This is a genomic window from Pseudoalteromonas sp. '520P1 No. 423' (assembly GCF_001269985.1).
Classification (GTDB): Bacteria; Pseudomonadota; Gammaproteobacteria; order Enterobacterales; family Alteromonadaceae; genus Pseudoalteromonas.
Genome location: NZ_BBZB01000001.1, coordinates 89,265 through 114,721, shown reverse-complemented (window position 1 = coordinate 114,721; position 25,457 = coordinate 89,265). Strand labels below are relative to the sequence as shown.

The 25,457-nt window shown below is 35.7% G+C and carries 24 protein-coding genes and 1 riboswitch; of the genes, 11 read left to right on the top strand and 13 right to left on the bottom strand.

The window, feature by feature from the left end; all coding sequences use genetic code 11:
• Positions 1-75: 75 nt before the first annotated feature.
• Positions 76-717 carry a DUF2959 domain-containing protein gene (locus PSA_RS00470; protein WP_042146705.1) on the bottom strand — a complete coding sequence of 214 codons (642 nt, stop codon included), beginning with the start codon at positions 715-717 and terminating at the stop codon, positions 76-78.
• 77 nt (positions 718-794) lie between these two features.
• On the opposite strand from PSA_RS00470, the gene PSA_RS00465 reads away from it, so the two are divergent.
• From PSA_RS00465 to dtd, 3 genes are all read left to right on the top strand, one after another.
• Positions 795-1,688 (top strand): virulence factor BrkB family protein, encoded by an 894-nt coding sequence (locus PSA_RS00465; RefSeq protein WP_042146702.1) that lies wholly within the window; start codon positions 795-797, stop codon positions 1,686-1,688.
• 69 nt (positions 1,689-1,757) lie between these two features.
• Positions 1,758-2,738 carry a prolyl aminopeptidase gene (gene pip, locus PSA_RS00460; protein WP_042146699.1) on the top strand — a complete coding sequence of 327 codons (981 nt, stop codon included), beginning with the start codon at positions 1,758-1,760 and terminating at the stop codon, positions 2,736-2,738.
• A 5-nt stretch (positions 2,739-2,743) separates the two neighbouring features.
• Entirely contained in the window at positions 2,744-3,187 is a 444-nt protein-coding gene (gene dtd, locus PSA_RS00455) for a D-aminoacyl-tRNA deacylase (RefSeq protein ID WP_042146697.1), read from the top strand.
• Between the two features lie 300 nt (positions 3,188-3,487).
• Here dtd and PSA_RS00450 read toward each other — a convergent pair whose 3' ends face one another.
• Together PSA_RS00450 and PSA_RS00445 are read right to left on the bottom strand one after the other, a co-directional pair.
• The gene (locus PSA_RS00450; RefSeq protein ID WP_042146696.1) at positions 3,488-4,408 is read right to left on the bottom strand and encodes a glyoxylate/hydroxypyruvate reductase A; all 921 of its coding nucleotides are present in this window, start codon (positions 4,406-4,408) and stop codon (positions 3,488-3,490) included.
• Between the two features lie 66 nt (positions 4,409-4,474).
• On the bottom strand, positions 4,475-5,164 hold the full coding sequence (locus PSA_RS00445) for a spermidine synthase (protein ID WP_042146693.1): 690 nt from the start codon (positions 5,162-5,164) through the stop codon (positions 4,475-4,477).
• Between the two features lie 154 nt (positions 5,165-5,318).
• Here PSA_RS00445 and PSA_RS00440 point away from each other — a divergent pair, with 154 nt between their 5' ends.
• Positions 5,319-6,218: a bifunctional GNAT family N-acetyltransferase/hotdog fold thioesterase gene (locus tag PSA_RS00440; protein WP_042146856.1), complete on the top strand. Its 900-nt coding sequence runs from the start codon at positions 5,319-5,321 to the stop codon at positions 6,216-6,218.
• A gap of 47 nt (positions 6,219-6,265) precedes the next feature.
• Here PSA_RS00440 and PSA_RS00435 read toward each other — a convergent pair whose 3' ends face one another.
• Positions 6,266-6,775, bottom strand: a complete 510-nt coding sequence (locus PSA_RS00435) for a hypothetical protein (protein WP_052380047.1) — start codon at positions 6,773-6,775, stop codon at positions 6,266-6,268.
• A 277-nt stretch (positions 6,776-7,052) separates the two neighbouring features.
• On the opposite strand from PSA_RS00435, the gene PSA_RS00430 reads away from it, so the two are divergent.
• The gene (locus tag PSA_RS00430; protein WP_193216529.1) at positions 7,053-7,316 is read left to right on the top strand and encodes a DUF2913 family protein; all 264 of its coding nucleotides are present in this window, start codon (positions 7,053-7,055) and stop codon (positions 7,314-7,316) included.
• Positions 7,317-7,369: 53 nt separating this feature from the next.
• Here PSA_RS00430 and PSA_RS00425 read toward each other — a convergent pair whose 3' ends face one another.
• The 7 genes from PSA_RS00425 to PSA_RS00395 form a co-directional block, all read right to left on the bottom strand.
• Entirely contained in the window at positions 7,370-8,398 is a 1,029-nt protein-coding gene (locus PSA_RS00425) for a phospholipase A (RefSeq protein ID WP_042146691.1), read from the bottom strand.
• A 155-nt stretch (positions 8,399-8,553) separates the two neighbouring features.
• Positions 8,554-9,684 (bottom strand): succinylglutamate desuccinylase/aspartoacylase family protein, encoded by a 1,131-nt coding sequence (locus PSA_RS00420; protein ID WP_042146689.1) that lies wholly within the window; start codon positions 9,682-9,684, stop codon positions 8,554-8,556.
• A gap of 11 nt (positions 9,685-9,695) precedes the next feature.
• A complete protein-coding gene (locus PSA_RS00415; protein ID WP_042146687.1) occupies positions 9,696-10,910 on the bottom strand; it encodes a PLP-dependent decarboxylase in 1,215 nt (404 codons plus the stop codon).
• A 17-nt stretch (positions 10,911-10,927) separates the two neighbouring features.
• On the bottom strand, positions 10,928-11,668 hold the full coding sequence (locus PSA_RS00410; protein WP_042146684.1) for a 2,3,4,5-tetrahydropyridine-2,6-dicarboxylate N-succinyltransferase: 741 nt from the start codon (positions 11,666-11,668) through the stop codon (positions 10,928-10,930).
• Between the two features lie 33 nt (positions 11,669-11,701).
• Positions 11,702-12,586 carry a 4-hydroxy-tetrahydrodipicolinate synthase gene (dapA, locus tag PSA_RS00405; protein WP_042146682.1) on the bottom strand — a complete coding sequence of 295 codons (885 nt, stop codon included), beginning with the start codon at positions 12,584-12,586 and terminating at the stop codon, positions 11,702-11,704.
• 126 nt (positions 12,587-12,712) lie between these two features.
• Positions 12,713-12,886: riboswitch (Lysine riboswitch) on the bottom strand.
• 293 nt (positions 12,887-13,179) lie between these two features.
• The gene (locus PSA_RS00400; RefSeq protein ID WP_042146680.1) at positions 13,180-13,809 is read right to left on the bottom strand and encodes a hypothetical protein; all 630 of its coding nucleotides are present in this window, start codon (positions 13,807-13,809) and stop codon (positions 13,180-13,182) included.
• A 95-nt stretch (positions 13,810-13,904) separates the two neighbouring features.
• Positions 13,905-14,792: a TraB/GumN family protein gene (locus tag PSA_RS00395; protein ID WP_042146679.1), complete on the bottom strand. Its 888-nt coding sequence runs from the start codon at positions 14,790-14,792 to the stop codon at positions 13,905-13,907.
• 592 nt (positions 14,793-15,384) lie between these two features.
• Between PSA_RS00395 and ilvG the strand changes: the two genes are divergently transcribed.
• From ilvG to PSA_RS00365, 6 genes are all read left to right on the top strand, one after another.
• Positions 15,385-17,031, top strand: a complete 1,647-nt coding sequence (ilvG, locus tag PSA_RS00390; protein WP_042146678.1) for an acetolactate synthase 2 catalytic subunit — start codon at positions 15,385-15,387, stop codon at positions 17,029-17,031.
• A gap of 77 nt (positions 17,032-17,108) precedes the next feature.
• The gene (gene ilvM / locus PSA_RS00385) at positions 17,109-17,354 is read left to right on the top strand and encodes an acetolactate synthase 2 small subunit (protein WP_042146675.1); all 246 of its coding nucleotides are present in this window, start codon (positions 17,109-17,111) and stop codon (positions 17,352-17,354) included.
• A 28-nt stretch (positions 17,355-17,382) separates the two neighbouring features.
• Entirely contained in the window at positions 17,383-18,297 is a 915-nt protein-coding gene (locus tag PSA_RS00380) for a branched-chain amino acid transaminase (RefSeq protein WP_042146674.1), read from the top strand.
• A 103-nt stretch (positions 18,298-18,400) separates the two neighbouring features.
• Positions 18,401-20,257, top strand: a complete 1,857-nt coding sequence (ilvD, locus tag PSA_RS00375) for a dihydroxy-acid dehydratase (RefSeq protein WP_042146672.1) — start codon at positions 18,401-18,403, stop codon at positions 20,255-20,257.
• Between the two features lie 62 nt (positions 20,258-20,319).
• On the top strand, positions 20,320-21,846 hold the full coding sequence (ilvA, locus tag PSA_RS00370; RefSeq protein WP_042146670.1) for a threonine ammonia-lyase, biosynthetic: 1,527 nt from the start codon (positions 20,320-20,322) through the stop codon (positions 21,844-21,846).
• Between the two features lie 130 nt (positions 21,847-21,976).
• Complete coding sequence (locus tag PSA_RS00365) at positions 21,977-22,888, top strand: hypothetical protein (RefSeq protein WP_042146668.1); 912 nt, start codon at positions 21,977-21,979, stop codon at positions 22,886-22,888.
• Positions 22,889-22,966: 78 nt separating this feature from the next.
• On the opposite strand, the gene PSA_RS00360 is transcribed toward PSA_RS00365, so the two are convergent.
• Both PSA_RS00360 and PSA_RS00355 read right to left on the bottom strand, forming a co-directional pair.
• A complete protein-coding gene (locus PSA_RS00360; protein ID WP_059364666.1) occupies positions 22,967-24,133 on the bottom strand; it encodes a serine hydrolase in 1,167 nt (388 codons plus the stop codon).
• A 194-nt stretch (positions 24,134-24,327) separates the two neighbouring features.
• The gene (locus tag PSA_RS00355; protein ID WP_052380044.1) at positions 24,328-25,323 is read right to left on the bottom strand and encodes a hypothetical protein; all 996 of its coding nucleotides are present in this window, start codon (positions 25,321-25,323) and stop codon (positions 24,328-24,330) included.
• Positions 25,324-25,457: the final 134 nt, after the last annotated feature.

The window sequence follows — 25,457 nt, the reverse complement described above, 5'->3', positions numbered from 1 at the left end:
CTTTAATTGAGATGCTCTGGTCTTTAAAAAAGCTCCAATAAGAAGCCTTTTTAATGCTTTGTAACAAACCAAAACCTAACCTTGGTGCATTTGCTCGATAAATTTATTTGAATCTAAAATAGAGTTATTCATATCTTTTATTAATGATTGAATATCACGTTTTAAATTAGTGAACTCACCTTTGATTGCGCTAATAGCTTGTGCGTTAACGTTATGTTTTAAATATAAGCTGTTGTCTTTCAGCGCAGCTAAAACTGGCGCCATTTTAGTTTCTGACTTACGCATAGAACGTAGTAGTTTACTAAACTGTCTTTGCGTTGCGCTTAGCTTTTTTTGGCTTTCACGTTTAAGGGTTGCGCTTTGGTATTGCTCAAGTTCAGTTTCCCATTCATCAAATAATGCGGTTGCGACGTCTTCAACTTTGTTGATCCTGTTAGATACATCTTTGGCTGCAGATTCGCTAGCGATGTAATCATCATTTAATTGCTCATATACGCTTTGTAATTCGCCGCCGTCAAAGTTAATTAATGCACTTAAATGTTCTAAAGATGATTGAAATTGTTTTTGTGATTCTTCTTGAGATTCTTTAGCTGCTTCCACTCTATCAACTAAAATATCTCTTTTATGAACACCTACTTTTTCCATGGCAGAATAATAAGCAGTTTGACATGCAGTTAATAAAAGCAATGTAGTGCCTATTAATAATATTTTTTTCATTTGAGTAATATCCTTGAATTTTAATCACACTTAATAATGCTACTATAGAGTATCAGACAACTAACTAATAATAAAAAATGCAACAGAAATTAGACCTTACAATTGATAAGTTTAAATCATTTTTGCACCAGCAATCTATATGGTGGATAGCCTATTTTTCAAGGTGTCAGCAAGATCAAATTACCGTTAATGCGGGGTATTTGGCTTATGTTACCTTGCTATCTTTAGTGCCTATGATAGCTGTGGGTGTAGCAATTTTTTCAGCTTTTCCGGTATTTGAGTCTTTTCGAACCGGCATTGAAAATTTTATTTTTAATAATTTTGTACCAACTTCAAGCGATGCGATTAAAGAACATATTAGTGCTTTTGCGGGTAATGCCAGCCAAATGACGAGTGTGGGCATAGGCTTTTTAGTGGTGGTTGCGTTATTTTTGATCCGAAATATAGATCTGACACTAAATAAAATCTGGCGAGTAAGAACTAAGCGCAAAGCTATTTTTTCATTTGCGATTTATTGGATGGTGTTAACTTTAGGACCTGTTATTTTGGGGGCAAGCTTAGGTGTGACTTCATATTTAGTTTCCCTTGCGAGTATTGCAGATCAAGAAATTCCAGGTTTTAGTGGTTTTTTATTGAAGTTATTACCATACATGATCTCAATGGCTGGGTTTATTCTACTTTATACCTTAGTACCTAACGCTGATGTGCCTTTAAAATGTGCTTTTCCGGGAGCATTATTTGCTGCTGTTTTATTTGAATCAAGTAAAACTGGATTTGCTTTATATATGAGCCATTTTCCATCTTATGAAGTAATTTATGGTGCATTAGCAACTGTGCCTATTTTATTTGTATGGGTTTATTTGTCTTGGATTGTAGTGCTTTTAGGTGCTGAGTTCACTGCTTCTCTACAAGAGCAGAAAAAAGAGCAGTATTTAAAAAGGGCTTTATTAGAAGAAACTACATTAGACTAACCTTGGTTTTATGATCTATAGCTATACTCTTTGTATTGGATTATTAAGTTACAATACAAAGGGAAAGCAATGCCGCAATTATATGTTGTAGAAAAAGCCCGCAGAAGCTATCATTTAGCTGTTGGCGAGGGCCATCAAATTCATGTAGAAGAATATGGCTTAGAAGATGGTATTCCTGTTCTGGTATGTCATGGAGGCCCTGGTAGTGGTTTAAATCCACTGAGTTGCCGCTATTATAACCCTGAGCATTACCGCTTGATTCTTTTCAGTCAAAGAGGCTGTGGTTTATCAACTCCGCATTTCGAATTACAAGCTAATACAACCGCACACTTAATTGCTGATATTGAACTACTAAGAACCTCTTTAGATATAGCGCACTGGATGATCACTGGAGAGTCTTGGGGCGCAACGCTTGCATTATTATATGCCATTGAATATCCAGATAAGGTATTGGGCTTATTGTTGAGGAGTACTTTTTTAGCACGTAAACAAGATTTACATTGGCTATTTGGTGAATTAGGCGCACCTGCGCAAGCATTTCCTGAGCAGTTTGAAAGCTTTAGAGCGAGCCATCATAATGTAGCCGCTACTTTAGAGTATTATAAACATCAACTAAATATGGATGATGAATTAGCCTGTATTAAAGCTGCTAAAGCATGGTGTGAATGGGAGTCGGTATTATCAGGTATGTATCCAAATCATAATGCAGACTTACATTTAGTGAATAAAGAAAAAGTATTAGATGTATCCCGCCTAGAGAATCATTATTTTACCCATGACTTTTTTATCGAAGATGACTTTATTTCAAATAACATAGATAAATTACAATATATTCCAATGTGGTTTTTACATGGTCGCCAAGATTTAATTTCGCCTTTTGCAGGCGTATACCATCTGACAAAAAAATTATCGCACAATCCAAATATTAAATTGGATATATTAAATGATGTGGGGCATAGTTCAGAAAATATAAATTATGCCAATGCAATTAGAATTGCATCTGACATGTTTTATTGTCTAATGATAAAGCGATTTAAAAAAGGTAATTAAATACAGTGCAGGCGTTAATTCAAAGAGTATCAGAAGCTAAAGTAGTTGTAGATGGACAAACAATCGGAGAAATAGAGCAAGGTATTTTGGTTTTATTAGGTGTTGAAAAAGAAGATGATGAGCCAAAAGCCAATAAGCTTTTAAATAAAGTATCTGGTTATCGTATTTTCCCTGATGATGAAGGAAAAATGAATTTAAGCCTTAAAGATATCAAAGGCCAGTTATTAGTTGTATCTCAATTTACTCTCGCTGCCGACACCAAAAAAGGTATGCGCCCAAGCTTTTCGTCAGCGGCAATTCCGAGTGAAGCAGAGCGTTTATATGAATATTTTGTAAGCCAGTCAAAAAAACTTGTGCCTTTAACCAAAGTGGCAACGGGTGAATTTGGTGCAGATATGAAAGTGTCTTTGATTAACGATGGGCCAGTTACTTTTCGCCTAGAAACCTAATTATTCTTCATTCTTACAATTACTGCTTTGTTAGCTGCGAATTCTCACCTCCATCACTTAGTCTACTAAGCTCAAGGGGATTCGCATTCTTGCCGCCTTGCAGTAATCGCAATGATTTTGAATAATACTTTTGCTAAATTACACTTACTCGCCCGAATTACTTATAAACCATAAGCTCATCGAGCCTCGAATGTTTGTCACCTTGATACAATTTTAATTATTTAGAGGATTCATAGAAAGCATAAAGCTTTGTTAATTGCGAATGCTCACCACCATCACTTAGTCTTTCTTTGCTTTTATTTAGTAACCTAATTGAGCATCAATTAAATTAATTAAAGATTCACCTTTTGCCATGAGTCCATAGTTTGTTGATATTTGTTCAACTATGGTATTGATACTTGTAAGGGCTGAGGTATGCGGTGTGCAAATAATGCGAGGGTGTAACCAAAACTTATGATCTTTTGGTAAAGGCTCGGTTTGAAATACATCTAAAATAGCGCCTAATATTTCATTATTATCTAACGCTTTTAATAAGTCTTTTTCGATTAAGTGTTCGCCTCTAGCAACATTTATAACGCAAGCGTGATTAGGTAAATATTGAAAAAGGGCATAGTTTAAAATGCCTTTTGTTTGATCTGTAAGTGGTAATAAACAGATTAAATAATCAGATGATTTTGCCATTTCGGTTAAGCCATCATCACCATGGTAGCAATTAATGTTCTTAATATTTTTTTCAGAGCGAGACCAACCTGACACTTCAAAGCCATTTATATTTAAAAGTTCTGCTGTTTGCTGACCTAATTGGCCTAAACCTAAAATTCCGACTTTTGATGCTTGGTGCGCTCTTCTTGGCTGCCATAGTTTTTGTTGTTGTTTGACCTGAAACTCATTGAGTCTCAGTTTGAAATTAAGCACTTGGCCAAGTACATACAGTGCCATATCAATAGCGAGTTTTGGGTCTACTATTCTAGCGACAGGTACATTTGGTAGTGGTTCATTTTTAATTAAGCCATCGACACCGGCACCAAAAGAAGAAACCGCTTTGATATTTGGTAAATTACACCATAAATTTTTAGGCGGGTTCCAAGCTAAAACAAACTCGACCTTTAAAGGGTCTTGAATGTTAGGCCAAACTTCAATTGTAATTTCAGGAAGGGCATCAGATAACAAGGCTTGTAACTTTGTCATATCTCTATTTGGTACAACAATCAGTAAACTCATTTTTAATTCTTTATTGTTTCAGCTAATATTTATCATACCTTTTAGCTATTTTTTAACAATAAAGTTTTAAACTTGAAGCCATAATAAATGATTACTATATCCAGGTACCATTAAATGGTCAGCGGGTGTTTTAAATACATTTTTGAGTGTTTTTTTTAGTTGAATTAATTGAGATTCATGCTCTGCAACAAAGTTAATAAATAGCCAGCCATTTGAATTGAGCACATGATAAATATCTTCGTAAAAATCTTGCTTGAATAAAAAAATGGGCGGATCAACTTTACAAAATAAATCAACAATTATCCAATCAAAAGTTTGTTTGCCTTTAAGCTCAACGGTAGCATCTTCACAATGTAAATTTGAAGCTGCAAAACCACCAAAATACTTTTTGTAACAATGTATTATTTCTGAGTCTTTTTCTACTGTAATGATATTGGCTTTAGGATAGTGGAGATGTAAATAATTTCGGATAGCACCTGCACCTAAACCGAGTTCTAGCACTGACTGTGGTTCTGCTAATGGTTGCCATATTTCAGAGAGTGTTTTTAAATGAGGGAAAAGCAGATGTTCTGGATTATCTTTTTCTATAACTGATTGTAATGTTTGATCTATTAGCAGCCACCTTAATTGCTTATGTTGCCTCACTTGTATACTTTGACCATATTGTTTATGCCAATAAATAACATGACCAATATCATTACAATGTTTTATAAAGTTGCTACTGATCACGCCTGTTTTGGCTTTAATATAATCCATACATTCCTAGCTAATTGATTTCTTAAAATTAAAAATTCAAGGATTGACTTAGGAGCATAGTCAAGCTTTAGCGATCATGCCAATGATGTATTTTATCTTCAGGTTTTTTGTTGTATGGTATTTTGCAAATAAAACCGCTTCAACAGGAATTTTTATGTTTAAGGTGACAACACCCAACAGTAGCCAAGACTGGCAAGATTATTATCAATTACGTTGGCAAGTTTTACGTGCTCCTTGGGATCAACCTAGGGGATCAGAGCAAGATGATTTAGAACAAGACTCTGAACATAGATTTATTAAAAATAATAAAGGTGATGTTTTAGGCGTAGCAAGATTACACTTTAATAGCCATGTTCAAGCGCAGGTTCGCTATATGGCAGTATCTGATGAACATAGAGGCCAGCATTTAGGTAGTCGATTATTAAATGAATTAGAGTTGCTAGCTTGGGAGCAAGATGTTGATGAGCTAGTGCTGTTTGCAAGAGAACGCGCGCTTAATTTTTATCAAAGTCATGGTTATGAAGTAAAAGAAAAAGCACACTTAGCATATGGTGATATTCAGCATTATCGTATGGTAAAAAAACGCCCATCTCAACCTGGATGGTTTAGGCATCCTGATTGGGCGCAGGTATTACAAAATACATGGCGTGAATCAATTCCTATCTCTGATGCGATGGGTATAAAAGTTGAAAGTTACACCGATTGGCAATTTACCACTCGTGCTGATTTTGGTGCGAATGTAAATCTTCATGGCTCTATGTTTGCAGGATCGATTTATAGTTTGGCAACTTTAACTGGTTGGGGTGCAACATACTTAGCCCTTAAAGAGCAAGATCTTGAAGGTGAGATTGTATTAGCTGATGCCAATATTAAATACTTAAAACCGTTAAAAACACAGCCTAAAGCAAGTGTTAAATTAAGTGACTGTGAAGGTAAACTCGCCAAACTATCTAGTGGTGATAAAGCTAAATTTATCGTACCGGTTATTGTATATGATGGCGAAGAAGCCGTTGCAGAGTTTGAAGGTATTTTTGTGGTATTGCCTAAAAGCTAAAAAATAAAGAGGCTAATTCATAATCAAATTAAATTAGCCTCTTAAGCTTAAAATACAATCGATAATTGTAAGCCACTATATAAATGTTCTTTTGACTCCCAGTTATTACCATCTATTTGTCGTAATCTTGTAAATACATCTATTTTGATTGGTTTGAGATCAAATCCAATGCCTACACCTATATACCCATCAATATCATCATCTTGGCGTTCTGTATCAAAATAATCATATTCTTCATTATCGTAATAATAAGTGCGTTCATCTTCATGTTTGTCATTTAAATCGTCCCAAATAAGCTCAAATAAATCTAAACCGACTTCGCCATAAATTGATATATCAGAAAAGTAGCCAAATTTAAAACCTGTATCCCATGTAAGATAATCATTGCTATTGCCTGTTTTATCAGTGATATCAGCATAGCCAATTGCTGAGGTCATATAGGCACCAAAATGAGAGTGAGGATCACCAAAGGGGATTTCTATACCGATACTTGAGATCGAATCTGTATTATGGCTTTCATTTTTTGCAAAAATTGCAGGGGGGGAAGTTATTCGCACTAGCCAAACATGGCATAAAACTAAATAAAGTAATACTAATTAATAAAAGTGAGATTTTTTTCATATATGAAAACCCTTTTAGTGTCAGTAAGAAATTACTAACGAATAGTTTAAAGCTTATCTGTTTTGAGTTTGTGAGAAATTGTCTTAAACCCTGTGAAAAATTGTAAGATAACCAAAGGGTTTGATAAAAAATGAACAATTGATATTTTAAATTTATGAGTTTTGTGTATTATTATAGGTACTTGATTGACAATTAACTTATATGGATTTTGGTGTGAACGACTATAAACAGTCTATAACGAATATGTCTTGGTGTGGTTTGGTGTCTTTGGCGATTGCGCAAGAAAATGGCGAGTGTGGTTTTAATGCTATGCATGAAAATCGATTTTTAAGTAAATGGTTAGATGTTGCTTATAAACAAAAAAGATTTTCGAAAACGATTGCTGTTGATTTAGAGCATTTGATTAGAATTGCAAAAAGTAAAGGGCAATTTGCTAAGCTTAAAGAGTTGTTAATTGAATTGTATCAGCAGCCATAAATTAAGTTAGTTAAGGTGGCTAGAATAACCACCTTAAGCATAAATTTATGACTTTATAATAAGTCACTTAATAATATACCAACCCCAAAACGTTCTACTGAGGCATTGTAATCTATTAAGCTCTCACCATAACCATTAAAGTATTGCGCGTACCCACGTAATCGACCCCAAAGTGGAAATGACCAATCTAGCTGTAATGCACCACGGTTATCATTACTTAAGTTATTACGGCTCATAAAGCCAAATTCGTGTTCTTTATAACGATAAGCCCCTGATAACTCGTAATACCCCATGTACTTATGAATATCTGGATTATCATCACCTTCTGGGTGAGTAGGATCTTCTTTTTTATCTTCAGGTAATCTGTACCAAGGTTTAAAGCTGAAAACGAAACCACTTTGCTCCCAAATTAAATTAGCATAAATTCGATTCCAAGAACGTGAAAGCGCAGTACTTTTACCATTAGATTGATGTTCAGCACCTAAAAACACTACCATTTCATCACCCCAAAGGGTATTTTCTTTATCGAGAATATTAGCCCAATAGATTTCTGGTTGGTAGTTAGTTTCTCTAAATGGCGCTGAAATTTCGGAATTATATACTTGCCAATATGATTGCATTGTAAAAGCAAAATATACAGCTTGATCGTCATCAGAAAAATTATCAAAGACAGGTACTTTTAATGATAATTGGAACTTAGCTTCAAAGTTATCGAGTACTTCTTCATTTTCTTCTAGTCCTTCAGAGTCAATAATTGGAATATTGTTAGGACTATTCATATACGTGACTGGCAGTATATAATTACGTTTATGTGGTGTGATCACATTAGGATTACTCTGAGATACTAACTCCCTTGAAACGCGTTTATCAATTGCAGTAATTTGTTTTTCTTCAGCGAGCTCTTTACATTTATTTTTTAAATCAGCGATAGTTTGTGAGTCATCGCCAGATAATAATTCATTTAAAACACATTGTTTTACTTGAGCATGTTGTTCTTTTTGTGGCTCAACCTCTTGCTCTGCAACATTGACAAAGCTGACGCTCAGTAATGACACGCTAATAAATTTAGTAAACAAATCCATGATGAAGTTTTTGGGTAGGTTAATTTTTAGCTAGTATACTTAATTTAATTGTAATCTAAAAAGAAAAAGGCAAACGATTTTCACCGTTTGCCTTGAGTAGCCATAAATTTATGATCTATGACTCTCACGCAATATTGTTTGAACTCACTAATTTGCTAGGTGAGCTTTTGGTAATTGGTAAAAAATTTATAAAGTTCAGTACCTTGATTTACGCTTGCAGATGCAAAGTGCAAAATCGTAATGGCATCTTGATCAAAGCTAATCGACTGTAATGGTTGTTCTGATAAGTATCTTTCCATGCACAATATATTGGCAATTGGATCACCGGCCTTTATATGGCTGCCAAGCGGAGCTAAATATTCAATCATGCCACCCATAGGCGCATAAAATGCAATGTAATCTTTTAATTCACATACATATCGTGACATGGATTTAGGTCGGTGCTCTGAGTCTGTAAATGCTTCTTTGTAAGTTAAATAACTTAAAATACTATTAGCATCGTGTTTCGCTTCTTTCAGATCAATTAGCTCTTGAGAGCCCAGTTCAACAGTAAAGGCTTCCACTGCAACCGGGAAATATTTCCCTAAAGTTGCAAGTGTTTCTGTTAGGTTCCACCAAGGGCAAAAGTTTGCTTCATCCATTGCACCATCAAAATCATTAGGGATCATAAGTACATGTGGAATATCAAAATAGCTTGCACTAGATTTTGCATATTCAGGACAATATAAATGCTTACTTGAGATTGGCCCTGTATGTAAATCAAGTACGATATCAGCTTGATGCGCTAATTTTTGTAAGTTTAATGCAATGCGTTTACCTGTAGTAATGGCATAAGCAGGACCATCTAATATTTTATCTACTTCAGATATCAGTGCTTGTCTAAATTCGCTTTTAATAGTTTCGATATCACTACCTAAGTGTTTATTTGCAAACTCGTTTACCAAATGACTATTATCTTGGTACATGCGATTCCAATTGGTGCCTGTGATAGGATCAAAGCGACCTAAAGTGAATTCACCTGATTTTTGATTACAACCGATTGGGTTTGCATAGGGCACTAACGTGATATCAGAAGTTAAATGCATGTCTTTTAACTGCTCAAGTAACTGATAAATTACGGCATTACCTTGTACTTCCGCACCATGCATATTTGCTTGAATATATACTTTGGGACCAGTGCCATTGCCTTTTATACGATAAACAGGGATCGTTAATCGTAAACCGTTAGCAATTTCGCCAACTTGAATATCTTCTTGTGTGATTTGGTTTGTTACGTGTGCTGTCATAACCAATTACCTTAATACAAATAGCTTTGAGCGGGTTGAGCTGGGCGAATACAGTGAGTTTGATTATTTTCAATCACATATTCTGCAGCAAGTTCATGGCATAAAAAATAAGGCATGCTTTCAGTAAAACCGTAAGCACCACATTGATTGAATACCAGCCAGTCATTTTCATTTATATCACTTGCGAAAGTATGTTCACCTAAGCTATCTAGTGCAGTACATAAGGGTCCATGCACATTAAATGATTTACTAGGCGCATTAGATTTCCTTAATAATAATGCCGGGAAATCTTGATATGTCACTGCTGGACGTAAAATGTGGTTAATACCGCCAGCCATAATGAGTTGGTCTACACCGTAGTTTTGCTTTTGCTCGACCACAGGGTTGGCGTAATAACCGTATTCACCCACAGCATAACGACCTAGCTCCATCCAAAGTTGTTCAACGGCTGCATTTTTTTTGATAAGGCTCAGCGCTTCGATTAATTCAGGCCAATGTAATTGTTGATCTTTTTCAGTATAAGGAATACCTAAACCACCGCCTAAATCGAGCGTTTTTAATTTAAAACCTAAATCTGTGGCTAATTGCTGTAAAGGTGCAACCATCTGTGACCATAAATCAGCTAATTTTTCAGTGCTGAGCATATTGCCCCACTGAAAAATATGTAAACCAGTAAAGTTCAGCTGTGCGTAATCAGCAATATTAAGTGCTTGCCATTGCTCACACCCTAAACCAAATGGCGTTAAGCTATCGCCACCTAATGGATTTTTTTCACCTTCAGGCCAGCGTAGCTGCACTCTTAGTAATATGTTTAGCTCAACTTCTTGTGCTGTAGCTTCTTCATTCAACCAAGCTACTTGGTTAAGGCTCTCAGCAACAAATGTGCGTACGCCTAAATTAATAAACTCATTAATTTGGCGTTTGCTTTTGGCTGGGCCAGTATTAAGAACACGATTAGGATCTATACCTTGTTTGAGTACTTGTTTTAATTCGCCACTGCTTGCAACATCAAAATTAAAACCAGATTTATTTATCGTTTTAATGATGGAAGAAAGCGGGTTAGCTTTAACTGCATACCATAACTTTATACCTGAATCACTGATCGATGAGGTTAGGTTTTGTAAATGTTCAGCTAAACCATCTAAATCATAAGTAAAAAATGGGTAAGGCTCATTTTTACTTATGGTATCGATATGTTGGCGAACTTGCGTGCTCAAAAAACTCATAATGATCCTAATTTCACTTATCTTAAAATATCTTCTAACTCTAAAGATGCGTCGCTTTGCTCATCGCGGTATTTCACGATTAATGCACATGACATGCTTAAACCTTGTGCTTTACCCCATTCGCTAGAAGATGGGCGAGAACCTGGAATTACAATTGCATTTTCAGGAATGGCTTCGCCTTTATCTAATACACGTTCATTCACACAGTCATAAACAGGGATTGTTGCTGAAAGACGAACACCTGGTGCTAATACAGCACCTTTTTTGATTACAACACCCTCAACTAAAACACAACCAGCACCAATAAATGCATCGTCTTCAACAACAACTGGGCTTGCACCAATCGGCTCTAATACACCACCAATTTGCACAGCTGCACTTAAATGTACGTTTTCGCCTATTTGTGCACATGAACCAACAAGTACGTTACTATCAACCATAGTGCCCGCGCCAACATAAGCACCAATATTTACATAGGCTGGTGGCATGATGATAGTACCTGATGCAACATGAGCACCACGGCGTACACTTGAACCACCAGGAACCATACGTACATTATCTTGCGCTGAAAAACCACGTGGTGCTAAGTTATCTTTATCTACAAAGCCACCTGGAAATTCAATGTTAGAGCCATTTTTAAAAGCTTCTAAAATGCCTTTTTTAACTTGAACATTAGCATGCCATTGACCATTTTCGTCTTGAGTTGCCGCGCGTACCGTGCCGTTTTCTAAATTATTTAAAAGTTCTAACCAGTTCATTTTTATATACCTATTCTTAAATCTAAAATTTTGTTATTGCCAAGATAAAATTGTTGAGTTTGCTTGTTTTATTGCTGAAAAGTCGGTTAATTCAAGATGTGTTAATGGCGGTCTTAAATCAGCTAAAGGCAAACGACCTTGCTGTTGCATTAATACTTTTACGGGAATTGGATTTGCCACAGCAAATAAGCTATTTACGGATTTAGTCCATGTTTGAAAAAGGTTAGGGCATGTACCTAACAATGCGCGACGAACAAATTCAGCCGTTTGTTCAGGCCAAGCATTTGCTGCAACTGATACTAACCCTCTAGCGCCAGCTTGAGCGAAATAAGGTAGTAGGGCGTCATCACCGCTAAAAATAGATAATTCTGGAGCCGCAGTTCTAAAACTTTCAAATTTGCTAATGTCACCACTGGCTTCTTTCATAGCCCATAAGTTTTTATGATGAGATAGGTTTTGAATTACTTCAGGCTCAACTTCAACTGCACTACGCCCTGGTACGTTATAGATCATACAAGGGAAATTAGCAGTCGATAATAAAGCATCAAACCATTGAGTTTGTCCTACAATGCCCGGTTTAGCGTAAAGTGGAGAACCAAGTAAATATGAATCAATTGGCAGTTGATTACAGTATGAAACCCATTCTTGTTGTTGTTTTAAGTTACTGCCACCGACTGCGGCCATTAAAGGCACATTTGGTTGTAATTGACATACAAATTCAACAATAGATTTATGTTCGTCTAAAGTAAGCGCTAGGCCTTCACCTGTACTGCCTAATAATAGAATGCCATTATTTGCAGCAACCTGATCAGCAACTAAATTTTCTAATGTTGCAAAATCAATATTATCTTGAGCATCAAAAGGCGTGACTAGCGCAGTCCATAAAGGATAGTCATTTAAGTTATATTTTTGGTTCATCTCTACCGAACTCATATCATATTCGAGTGGTAGTTTTTGGGTGAGAGCCCGTATTTACCAATCGAACATATTAAATTCGAAGAGCAATGGGCTTAAGAAGAAAAAGGCTAATAGCCTAAATTCTTTAAGACCAGAAGCTCTCCACCATTAGGTGACAGTCAATTAGGATTCAACCCAATCGCCCGAAATTTTATTAAAGCAAATAATAAAAATCTCTCGGCGTTAATTCCCATCACAAGTTCTCATCGGAGTTTGCTCTCCTAAAACTTGTTACCTGAATAACGCACCTCTTCCAGCCCTATCATTTATCGTAAAGTGAAAACTCACTTAACAATAAACTTATGAATAGGGGAATTAATGATTAATTAAATAATCATTAATTGCGTGAATTGAAACATTTTAGACGTCTACATGTCAATGAGGTTTTTTGTTATTTGTTATAACAAATTTTTAAGTAGTTGATAAATTAAGCTAGCTTAAAGTAAAAAACAGACCTTTTAATATTTTTGTCTAGATAATTAAATAACAAAAAACCAGCTTATGCTGGTTTTTTTTATTGGGAGTTTTGGATAACTAGATTTGTGCGTTAAGGGTTAGTTACTTACTTTTACGTCACCTACACCAACTTCTACTTCTATGCGGTATAAGCCTGAGCCTGTGTATGCACTAGAAGAACTTACCATTTGACGCTTTTGACTTGAGTCGCCTGAAAACCCTGAAATGCGCGTATCACCTACACCAGACTCTAAATCGATACGTTTAAAGTCATTAGTATCTGTATCAATGACAACTGAGCCTACACCTACATCAACTTCAACTGAATTTGATAAGTTATCAATTTCAACACTGCCAACACCTAGGTCAATATCAATCTCTGCTGAACGAGGTACTTTAATATGCCACTCTTGGTTTAAATCATCTTCGTCAATTTCTAATGTGACATGGGAGTTACTGATATTTTTATCTAGCTTTATGCTGCCCAAATCTTTATCTGAAGAAAACCAGCTATTCCATTTAGAGTCTTGTGGCTTTAGTTCAATTTCTATTTCAAGTTGATCGCCATCAACAATTTCAATATCAACACTGCCAACTGGGAATTTTATATCTAAACTTTGATCTGTAGATAAGGTTAAGTTTTCTACAATACGTTTTTGAGAGTCAGCAAAAGCCGATGTAGCTAATATAGATGCGATGATGCCTGATGCGATAAGTAACTTTTTCATTTTATTATTCCTTTTGTCTAACTTATTTCTGGGCTTTTCTAGCCGTTTAATAAGTTAGACGCAGGATTTTTTAAAAGGGTTTAAATAAAAATAAATTATTTTTTAGTAACTTTAAAACCTTGGTTTCTTAACTGTTGAATTAAACCTTGTTCAGAGGCTAAATGTAATGCGCCAACTGCGATAAATAAAGATTCACTTTTAAATCTAGGAGTCAATTGTGTTAACCAATTTTGGTTTCTATCAACTAACATTACTTTTTCGCCTAATTTACCAAATTCGTCTTGAGTGAAAACTTCTTTATAGTATGTGTTTAAGTCTTCAAGTGACCCATTTTTCCAGCTATTAATTAAGCTTTCAAAGTGAGTGTTCATATCATTTAACTGTTCAAAAGTATCTGAAACCATAACATCATTATACGGTGCTAGCTTGCCAAAAATGGACATTTGCTGCTCTAAGGTTTCCAGTTGTCCTACTTTGATTTTATTTTTATTAGCAAAAGCGATTACTTGCTTATCTATACCATTATTCTCGCTGTAACCTGCATTTTGATATTCCATTTGGGTAATAATCAACATCACAGCCCAAGGTTTCATTGTGTTAAATAGGTTGATATCAATAGATTTCTTTTTGAAATAGTTATCAATAGCCTGATAGTTTTTGGTTTTAAGCTCAGTTTTTAATGTCTTACCTGCAGATAGCATCATAAAAGGCATTGTTTTAGATTGGATTTCGAAAGGTGTGAATTTAGAAATATCCACTTCGACCATTACTTCATCAGTTTCTTTTATGGCTGAAATTACTTTATTTGGCAGTTTTGCCATGCTGGCATCACCCACATGAACAGTGCCAAATATATATGATTTATTAAATGGTGAACCTTCTTTTTCTACTAACCAAAGAGAAGGTGATGCAAGTATTGAAGTACTAAACGATATTAAAATTAATAATGTGAATATATGCGTGAGTTTTAATAAAAACTTCATTAAAAGTCCTTTTTGTTATTTTATAATCTAAAAGGTTATTTTTAAGTAAACGGCTCCACATGTCTATTAATAAACTTAATAATGGGTAATTGTTTAAATATATAAGATTTAGTTATAAGTAAATTTATTAGAACTGAATATGCATTGCTTTGTGGCTATTAAGGTTTTTTGATTTTAATATCTTTGTATGCATTGAATAGTTATTTCTTATATTGGCGTTTTTTATTTTATATTGGAATAAATTATCCTTTTAGGTGTGGAAATTAAAATTATTTATATCTTGACATAACACCATTAAAAAGTTAAAAATTAGCCAGTAAATAAAGTTGAGATTTAAGACTTCTTTATTTTTAACCGAATTTAAAAGTAAATTTTATAAAAAAAGTGATTATTTATTAATGTTTAATACAGCTAACTCTCTCGTCAAAATTATTATTATCGTGGTGATTATTATCACCGCGGGGGCGGGTTAGTGCTGTAATTTAAGCAGGAATAACTAAAACCCCTCGCACCTACCGGTTCGAGGGGTTTTTTGTTTTTAGGTTGTAAATTTTTAGTTAGCATTTTTTTAAGTACAGGGTTGGGATTGAGGATGACAGGCGCAGAGTTATTAATCGAGTTATTAGCCAAACATGGTGTAAAAGACGTATTTGGTTACCCAGGTGGCGCTATTATGCCTATCTACGATGCGCTATATGGTGCACCGGTTAAGCATTATTTAACACGTCATGAGCAAGCAGCTGGTTTTTCTGCTATCGGTTATACCCGAAGCACAGGTAAATTAGGTGTTTGTTTTGCAACATCAGGTCCTGGTGCTACAAACTTAGTGACTTCTATCGCAGATGCTATGATGGATTCAATTCCATTATTGGCTATCACAGGTCAAGTACCAACAGCTGCAATTGGCTCAGATGCCTTCCAAGAAGTTGATGTTTTAGGTGTGTCTTTAGCCATCACTAAGCATAGCTATATGGTTGAACGCGCTGAAGACTTAGCTGAGATCTTACAAGAGGCAATTCACGTTGCTACTTCTGGTCGCCCCGGACCAGTTTTAGTTGATATCCCTAAAGACATCCAATTAGCGCAAGTTAACTTTAAACCTTGGTTAGCCGCTGAAGATTATCAACCTCAAGTTGACTTAAATGAAGTAGCTAAAGCTAACGAATTATTAAAAGAAGCTAAAATGCCAATAGCCTATGTTGGTGGTGGTGTTCATGCTGCTGACGCCCAAGAAAAATTAATGGCATTTTTAAATGAAACCAATATGCCAGCTGTATCTACCTTAAAAGCGTTAGGCTCAGTATTACCTGACTATGAATATGATTTAGGCATGTTAGGTATGCATGGTGGACAAGCTGCTAATTTAGCTGTGCAAGAATGTGACTTGTTAGTATGTATAGGTGCACGTTTTGATGATCGTGTTACAGGTAACTTAAGCAAGTTTGCTTCAAATGCAAAAATCATCCATTTAGATATAGATGCTGCTGAAGTGGGTAAACGTAAACCTGCTGAGGCATCTTTAATTGCAGATTTACATGATTCATTGCCTTTATTAGCGCATCCAAAAACCAATGAAGCTTGGTTAGTACATATAAAAGAAATGATGGTAAAACATGCTTGGCGCTATGATTATCCAGGCGAAACTGTTTTTGCACCTTACTTATTAAATAAATTAAGCCAAACTATGCCTAGCAATGGCGTGGTGTGTTGTGATGTTGGCCAACATCAAATGTGGGTGGCACAACATATGAAATTTAATAGTCCTAAAAACCATTTAAGTAGTGGTGGTGCAGGTACTATGGGCTTTGGTTTACCTGCTGCTATAGGTGTACAAGTTGCTCGCCCAGATGATTTTGTTATCACAGTGTCGGGTGATGGTTCTATCATGATGAATATACAAGAGCTTGCAACGATACGTCGTAATAACTTACCAGTAAAAATACTTGTAATAGATAACCAAAGATTGGGCATGGTAAGACAGTGGCAGCAAATGTTTTTTGAAGAACGCTATAGTGAGACTATCCTTTCTGATAATCCTGATTTTGTGGCTTTAGCTGCCGTGTTTGGCATTAAAGGCCAAACTATCACTAAAGCAAGTGAAGTAGATGATGCAGTTCAAGCATTAGTAGATTCAAAAGGTCCTTATATACTACATGCTTGCATAGATGATAAAGATAATGTTTGGCCGCTTGTTCCACCTGGTGCGGCTAATGATCAAATGGTAACAGAAGTTAAATAAGCTGAAAGATACGAGCACGTATTGGCTATTAACTCCATCATGTGCAGAAAAGATTAAATGGGAACTGAGGTGAAATAATGAAACATCAATTAAAAGTTGAAGTAAAAAATCAAAGTGTTGCAGTTGAGCGTTTTTTACGTGTTGTACGCCACCGTGGCTTTTCTTTATTACAACTGAACTTAGAAGCTGTTGAAGATAAGTACTTTGTTAATATGACAGTAGATAGTGATCGTCCTATTCATTTACTTACATTGCAACTAGCAAAATTAATTGATGTTCATAATGTAGAGTTAGCAGAACAAGCGCACCAACAAGCAATTTAATAAATTTTAAATATAAAGGGTATTTGTCATGTCAGATTTAATTTGGTTTAACGGTAAAATGGTTCCAGCTGAACAAGCTACAACAAGTGTATTGAGTCATGCTCTTCACTACGGTAGTTCAGTGTTTGAAGGTGTCAGAGCGTATGATACACCTAAGGGCCCAGCTATTTTTCGTTTAACTGATCATATTCAACGTTTATATGATTCAGCCAAAATTTATCGTATGGAAATTCCTTATACATTGGAAGAAATCACACAAGCTTGTAAAGACGCAGTAAAAGAAAATGGTTTAACAAATGCTTATTTACGCCCTTTTGCTTATTTAGGGAATGTTGGCTTAGGTTTAAATCCAAAATCTCATCTTGCCGAAGTATCTGTAGCGGCAATGGAGTGGGGCGCATATTTGGGTGATGAAAGCCTAGAAAATGGTGTAGATGTATGTATTTCATCTTGGAATCGTTTAGCACCTAATACTATGCCTACTGCAGCAAAAGCAGGTGGTAACTACTTATCTTCTCAGCTGATCTCAGGTGAAGCTAAGCGTAATGGTTATGTTGAAGGCATTGCACTTGATACCAATGGTAATTTAAGTGAAGGTGCGGGCGAAAACTTATTTGTAATTAAGAAAGGCATACTTTACACACCACCTACAACGGCATGTATTTTACCGGGCTTAACGCGTGATACGTTAATGACTTTAGCACGAGAGCGTGGTTATGAAGTACGTGAGGAATCAATCGCTCGTGAAGCATTATATTTAGCTGATGAGTTCTTTATGACAGGTACCGCAGCTGAAGTAGTTCCTGTACGTAGCGTAGACAAAATTCAAGTAGGTAGCGGTAAACGTGGGCCTATCACAAAAGAATTACAACAAGCTTATTTTGACTTAGTAAAAGGTCAATCTGATGACAAGCATGGTTGGTTAGAATATATAAACGAATAAATCTATTACGCATCTTTATAAAAACCATTGCGTGGAAATAAAGAATAGTTTTGGGAATGAGGAAATGTAGCTAAATAGCTGCAGAAATAAATTGAGGTAAATGATGGCTAAATTAAGAAGTGCAACTACAACTGAAGGTCGTAAACGCGCAGGCGCAAGAGCATTATGGCGTGCGACAGGTATGACAGATAAGGATTTTGGTAAACCAATTATTGCGGTTGTAAATTCATTTACCCAATTTGTACCAGGCCACGTACATTTAAATCAGTTAAGTGAGCTAGTAGCTGATGCAATCACTGAAGCGGGTGGTGTACCAAAAGAGTTTAATACTATCGCGATAGATGATGGTATTGCCATGGGTCACAGTGGCATGTTGTATTCTTTACCTTCTAGAGATTTGATTGCAGATTCAGTTGAATACATGGTAAATGCCCATTGTGCTGATGCTATGGTATGTATTTCAAACTGTGACAAAATCACGCCAGGTATGATGCTTGCTGCATTTAGATTGAATATCCCTGTGATTTTTGTATCGGGTGGACCTATGGAAGCGGGTAAAACTAAGCTTGCATCTATTGATGTGAAATTAGATTTAGTAGATGCCATGGTTCAAGCTGCAGATCCAACTGTAAGTGATGAGCAATCGGAGCAAGTGGAGCGTTCTGCATGTCCTACATGTGGTTCTTGTTCTGGCATGTTTACAGCAAATTCAATGAACTGTTTATTAGAAGGCTTAGGCTTAGCATTGCCAGGAAACGGGACTACTTTAGCAACGCATAAAGATCGTAAGCAGTTATACCTAGATGCATCTGCTCGTATCGTAGATTTATGTCGTGAGTATTATCAGAAAGATAATGAAGCTGTATTACCACGTAATATTGCCAGTCGAGCTGCATTTGAAAACGCTATGACACTAGATATTGCGATGGGTGGTTCATCAAATACTGTATTACATTTATTAGCAGCCGCACAAGAAGCAGGTGTTGATTTTGATATGACACATATCAATGCACTTTCTCTTAAAACACCTTATTTATGCAAAGTTGCACCTGCAACACCACAATACCATATTGAAGATGTGCATCGCGCTGGTGGTATTATGGGTATTTTAAATGAGTTAGGTAAAGCGGGTTTACTTGATTTATCTTGTGAGCATGTTGCTGGTGGTAGCATTGGCGATTTAATCAATAAATGGGATGCAACAAACCCAGATAACGTTAAAGCGCAAAAGTTTTATAAAGCAGGTCCTGCAGGTATTCGTACAACCAAAGGTATGAGCCAAGAATGTCGTTGGCCAGAGCTTGATATAGACCGTGAAAATGGCTGTGTTCGTAGTGTAGAACATGCATTCAGACAAGACGGCGGTTTATGTGCACTTTACGGAAATATTGCTGTTGATGGCTGTATTGTTAAAAGTGCCGGTGTCGTTGATGATATGTTGACTTTTACTGGTCCAGCAAAAGTATATGAATCACAAGATGATGCTGTTGATGGCATTCTAAATGAAGAAGTTAAAGCTGGCGATGTGGTTGTTATTCGCTATGAAGGTCCTAAAGGTGGACCGGGTATGCAAGAAATGCTTTATCCAACAAGTTATTTAAAATCTATGGGCTTAGCTGAAAAATGTGCATTGATCACTGATGGACGTTTCTCTGGTGGTACATCTGGTTTATCAATTGGTCATGCTTCACCAGAAGCTGCTGCTGGTGGCGCAATTGCATTAGTTGAAGACGGCGATTCAATTATTATAGATATCCCTAACCGCGGTATTTCAATAGATATTTCTGATGCTGAGCTAAAGACCCGCCGTGAAAAACAAGACGCTAGAGGTAAAGATGCTTATAAGCCAGTTGATAGAAACCGTGTTGTAAGCCCTGCATTAAAAGCGTATTCGCTACTTGTTACAAGTGCAGATAAAGGTGCGGTAAGAGATTTGGCTAAGTTAGACAAGCTTGTCTAGCGAATAGAAAAATAGAATTTAAGTTTGAATGACTCGCGTCATTCAAACTGTAGGAATGTAATATGGTCAGTAAAGAATTAGATTATTTCAGAGCTATCATCCAAGCCAATATGGCGCCATTAGCTAAATTGACTGACGTTAGCCCAGTTACCAGCCTTGAAAAAAAGTTAGAAAACAAAATTTGGCTTAAACGTGAAGATCAGCAACCTGTTTATTCATTTAAACTACGTGGTGCTTTTCATAAGCTAAAAAAATTACCTGCTAACTCTAAAGTAGTCACAGCTTCAGCGGGTAATCATGCACAAGGTGTTGCATTAAGTGCAAGTCACTTAGGTCATACCGCAGCGATCGTGATGCCAGATACCACGCCTGATATAAAAGTGAATGCAGTAAGAAGTTTAGGTGGTGAAGTCATTTTACATGGTCATCATTTTGATGCTGCAAATGCTTATGCAAAAGAACTGGCTGAAAAAGAGGGCGCTATCTTTGTTCCACCATTTGATGACCCTGATGTCATCGTAGGACAAGGCACCATTGCACGTGAACTTATGCAGCAATTACCAAACTTAGATGCGGTATTTATTCCGGTTGGTGGCGGTGGTTTATTGGCTGGTATGGCTGTTTATATCAAATCACTTAATCCTGAAATACAGGTAATAGGCGTAGAGTTTCAAGAAAGTGCGTGTTTAGAAGCCGCATTAAAAGCGGGTAAACCAGTAGAACTTGATCGTGTTGGTAGTTTTGCAGATGGTGTCGCAGTAAAGGTGATAGGCACTGAAACATTTAGATTAGCGCAGCAGTTTTGCGATAAAGTTATTACCGTATCAAGTGATGAAATATGTGCAGCAATGCAAGATATTTTTGTATCTACGCGTGCTGTTGCAGAACCATCTGGTGGCTTAGCATTAGCAGGGCTTAAAAAATGGTGTTTAGATACCGGTGTAAAAGGCCAAAATCTAGCAGCGGTGTTATCGGGTGCAAACTTGAACTTTGATCGCTTACGTTATGTTGCTGAACGTACTGCGCTTGGTGAAAAAAATGAAGCACTTTTAGCTGTTACTATTAATGAAGAAAAAGGTAGCTTTAAAAAGTTTTGCCAGGCATTAGATGGCAGAACGATTACTGAGTTTAACTATCGTTATGACAATAGTAATGATGCTGAAATTTATGTAGGCATAGGCCTGAGGAATGGCCAGGATGAACTTGATGAGTTGAAGTCACAATTAGCTTCTAAAGAATATAATTTTATTGACTTATCTGATAACGAGTTAGCTAAGCTACATATCCGTTATATGGTGGGTGGTAAGCCTTGTAGCCCATTAACTGAAAAGTTATTTAGGTTTGAGTTTCCTGAACATCCAGGTGCTTTAGAGCGCTTTTTAGATACGCTGGGTGCTAATTGGAATATCAGCTTATTTCATTATCGAAATCACGGTTCAGCTATAGGTAATGTATTGGCTGCATTTGAAGTTACAGATCAGGATATGGCCGAATTTAAGCAACACTTAGATAAATTAGCTTATGTTTATCAAGAAGAAACTGATAACCCTTGTTATCAAAGATTTTTAGCTGCAAATCATAAAGCTTAATTTTAGTTAAGTATAAAGCTCACGTGATATTTTATCGTGAGCTACCTCTTTTTGAATAACAAACACTTTCTTACAGTAATTTTTATTTGAAGCAGTAGAATCCAAGTTTTTATAATAAGCTAAGGTTATTATGTCTTCTTTTAAACTCAATCTCGCTCTTTTTTGCTCTATACTCGCTTTGGTATTTTCTGGAATGAATTTAATTCAACAAAATTCCATAATAACTGATGTTATAAAAGAACCAACAGGTACGTACAGTAATAAACAATCAATCGCTCTGAGTGAACCTGAAGTAAAAAGCAGTGATATTGAGGTTCAATACTTGTTAGAGCGAATAGTTAAATTAGAAACGCGTCTTAGCTCTTTTTCTAGAGAAGACACCACTATGCCTTTGGAGCATTCTCGACAAGCGTTAGAGACAGTTGTTTTTTCTCTGATTGAAAAGCACAAACAAAAAGAAATGGATGAGTTGAAGGCTGAAAACCCAGTATATAGTGTTTACGAGGATCTGCCTAAAGACTATGAGTTAAGAATCAAAACTGATTCTGAATTTGCAAATCAAGTGAGTAATGAATTAAAGCTAAAAGTATTAAATGATAATTTGCCTGCTGCAGAGCGTCTGGCTGCAATTAGCCAATTACAGATGAATATGTATATTCTTAACAAAAAAAACTTGGAACAATATGATTATCAGGCTGTTGAAGCCATTTTAGATATGACAAACAATATGCAAGATGAAAATCTGCGATTACAAGCGCTAGAGCTAGTTTCAAGAGCACCTCTAGTAGATGAAAGATTGTCACAATCATTTGCAAAAATGCTCGAGCAAGAACCGAATGATTATGTAAAAAGCCTTGCAGCTGAGGGGTTAATGTCTCAATACTTTCAATCTGGTTCAAATCCTACTAAACAAAAGAAAATAGCTCAAAACTTATTACATCTTTATGAAAATACTGAAGACCCAAAAGTAAAATCGATTCTTGAAAATACAATGGGAGACGAAAGAATGCTAGAGGACCTGAATAAATTATTGAAAGACTAAATAGAAGTTGTTCCAGTAGCCCATTAAAATGGGCTATTTTAGATTGTCTGTTTAGTTATTAAAGTCATAATTATTCGTTTATAGACTTTTTCGACGAGTAATCTTTAGTATTAAGCTGGCTACAATCAATAATAGAGCGAAACACGAAAGTAAAATATATGTTTTATATTTACCTTGTTCTGAGTTAGGGAGTTCATATGGCTTATCGTCAAGAATATGATTGATAACTTTAGCTATTTGCCATCTAGGCACATTTTTAGCGTTAGCTAATATAATAATGGCACGTTTGGTTTCGGGATAAGTGATTAATAAAGATTTATACCCGGTAATAGAGCCTGCGTGTTGGGCAACTGATATGTCGTTTTTTGTGTAGACTTGCCAGCCTAAACCCATTTCTATTTTTCCCCAGTTTGTTTTTCTTAGAGGGGTGAGCATTTCTTTAAATGCGCTTTTTTGTAGCAACTTCGCATCTTGATTTAAAGTGCTTAAAAGCCATTTTGATAATTCATCAACTGATGAAATAAGCCCTTCACTAGGAAAGTAGCTAATATCGTAAGGTCTTGTTGGTGCGTTAACTACCAATCCATAGTTATAGCTAGGTTGAGCATCAGGCGTTAAGTCATTGGTGCTAAGTTTAAAGCCTGATTGGGATAGACCTAGTTTTTGCAATATATTCACTTGAACATAATTGTTATAAGTTGTGTTTGAGGCGATCTCAATTACTTTACCTAATATATTAAAATTAAGATCTGCGTAATTAAAGCTTCTATTATCGTGTTCGCTGTTAAGTGCCAAGCTTTGTTTAAGATATGTATCAAAGTTACGATTTTCTGCTAAAGAGATAGGTTTTATTACATCCTTTAGGCCTGAAGTATGTGTAAGCAGATCTCTTATTTTGATGTTTTTATCAGATAACAAATTTATATATTTAGCGACATCATCATCTAATTTAACTTTGTTTTTTTCTACAAGCTGCATAATTGCTTGGGCGGTAAATAGTTTGGTAATAGAGGCGATTCTAAATAATGTATGCTCTGTAACTGGCTCAGAATTGTCTTGAACTCCAAAACCTCCGGTATAAAAATACTTGCCTTTATCTATTACAGCAACTGAAAGCGCTGGGATATTATGAGATTCACTAATAGTAGTTAATGCTTGATCTAGCTGTTTTGTTTTAGCTGCTATATTGGCAATGCTAAGCCCACTAAATAGGATACTAAGGATTACGATTAATTTTTTTAACATGAATAACCTAAAATTTTTATTGAAGGTGAGTTAATGCTTGATCTAGCTGTTTTGTTTTAGCTGCTATATTGGCAATGCTAAGCCCACTAAATAGGATACTAAGGATTACGATTAATTTTTTTAACATGAATAACCTAAAATTTTTATTGAAGGTGAGCTAAGGCTCACCTGTTACACATATGTTTTATATAACTTTATAAGTTTGCATATAAATGCTCTGCAGCAGCTTTTCCCATTAATCTATAATTATGGCCAATATTAGGAATGATTTTTAACTGCCAGTTAATTGGAGTGTTTAAATTTTTAGCCGCTTTTTTTGCTGTTTTATAAAAGTACTGAGCACGTGCATAGCGATGTAAACCTTGTTTGTTCACCGTAGGTGAATGTAATAAGGTGCCGCCTGTGCCATTTTCATTATCCAATTCACCAATAAATAAAGTTAACTTCTCTTTAAAGGCATGTTTTAAATGCTCATCTGATAATTTCGCATCTTGAATTCCAAAGGGGAGCTTAGTTTCAAAAACTGGCGCTGTATATGAACCTGAGTTTGATGCCAAGATACGGTTAACTTTGGTATTGGGTTTAAATAAAGCAAGTCTATGTGCAATTTGACCGCCTGCAGAATGCCCAAAAATATCATACTGACTTTGATTTGTGCCTAACTTTTTAATAGCGATATCAAAAAGTCTGTCAAAATCACTAAAAATTAAGCTCTTTGAATTGTTATAAGCATCATAACTGATATCTTCATCATCAATTTTTAGTACATAACGATTATTGTATTTTTCTTTTCTAGGCTTTTTATTAAATTTAAAGTTATTGATTAAACCTGCCATATGATAATTTGAAAAATCATAATCTTTTTCACTATAAGATGGAGAAAGAATTAATACATTATATTTTTCAGCAGCCTCCACCCAAGAATCTCGATAATCATCAGCATTGCGACCAGCGCCAGGGATCACAATTAAAACTTGTGAATTGGCATTAAACGCTTTGGGTTTATGATAATAAATATTGAGTTTATCGTCCTCATGATTGTAGCCGCCTCTGATTTTAAAGTTACCAGAACCTGAGTTTATATTTATAAGTTTTTGAACGGCATTGTTACTATTATGATTCGCTTTTGCTTGAGGCAAAAAAGTCAAAGGTAATAAAGTTAACAGTATAAAATTAAGTAAATGTTTCAAATGAAGCTCCTTTATTCATTATAGAATCTCGAGATGAACTATATATTCATCTTGGATTGGAGCATTTCATTATTGAGGTAAAAAGGTCTAGCCGATTTTGAAAAAACCTTGTCATTTTTAAAATCGCTATGAGT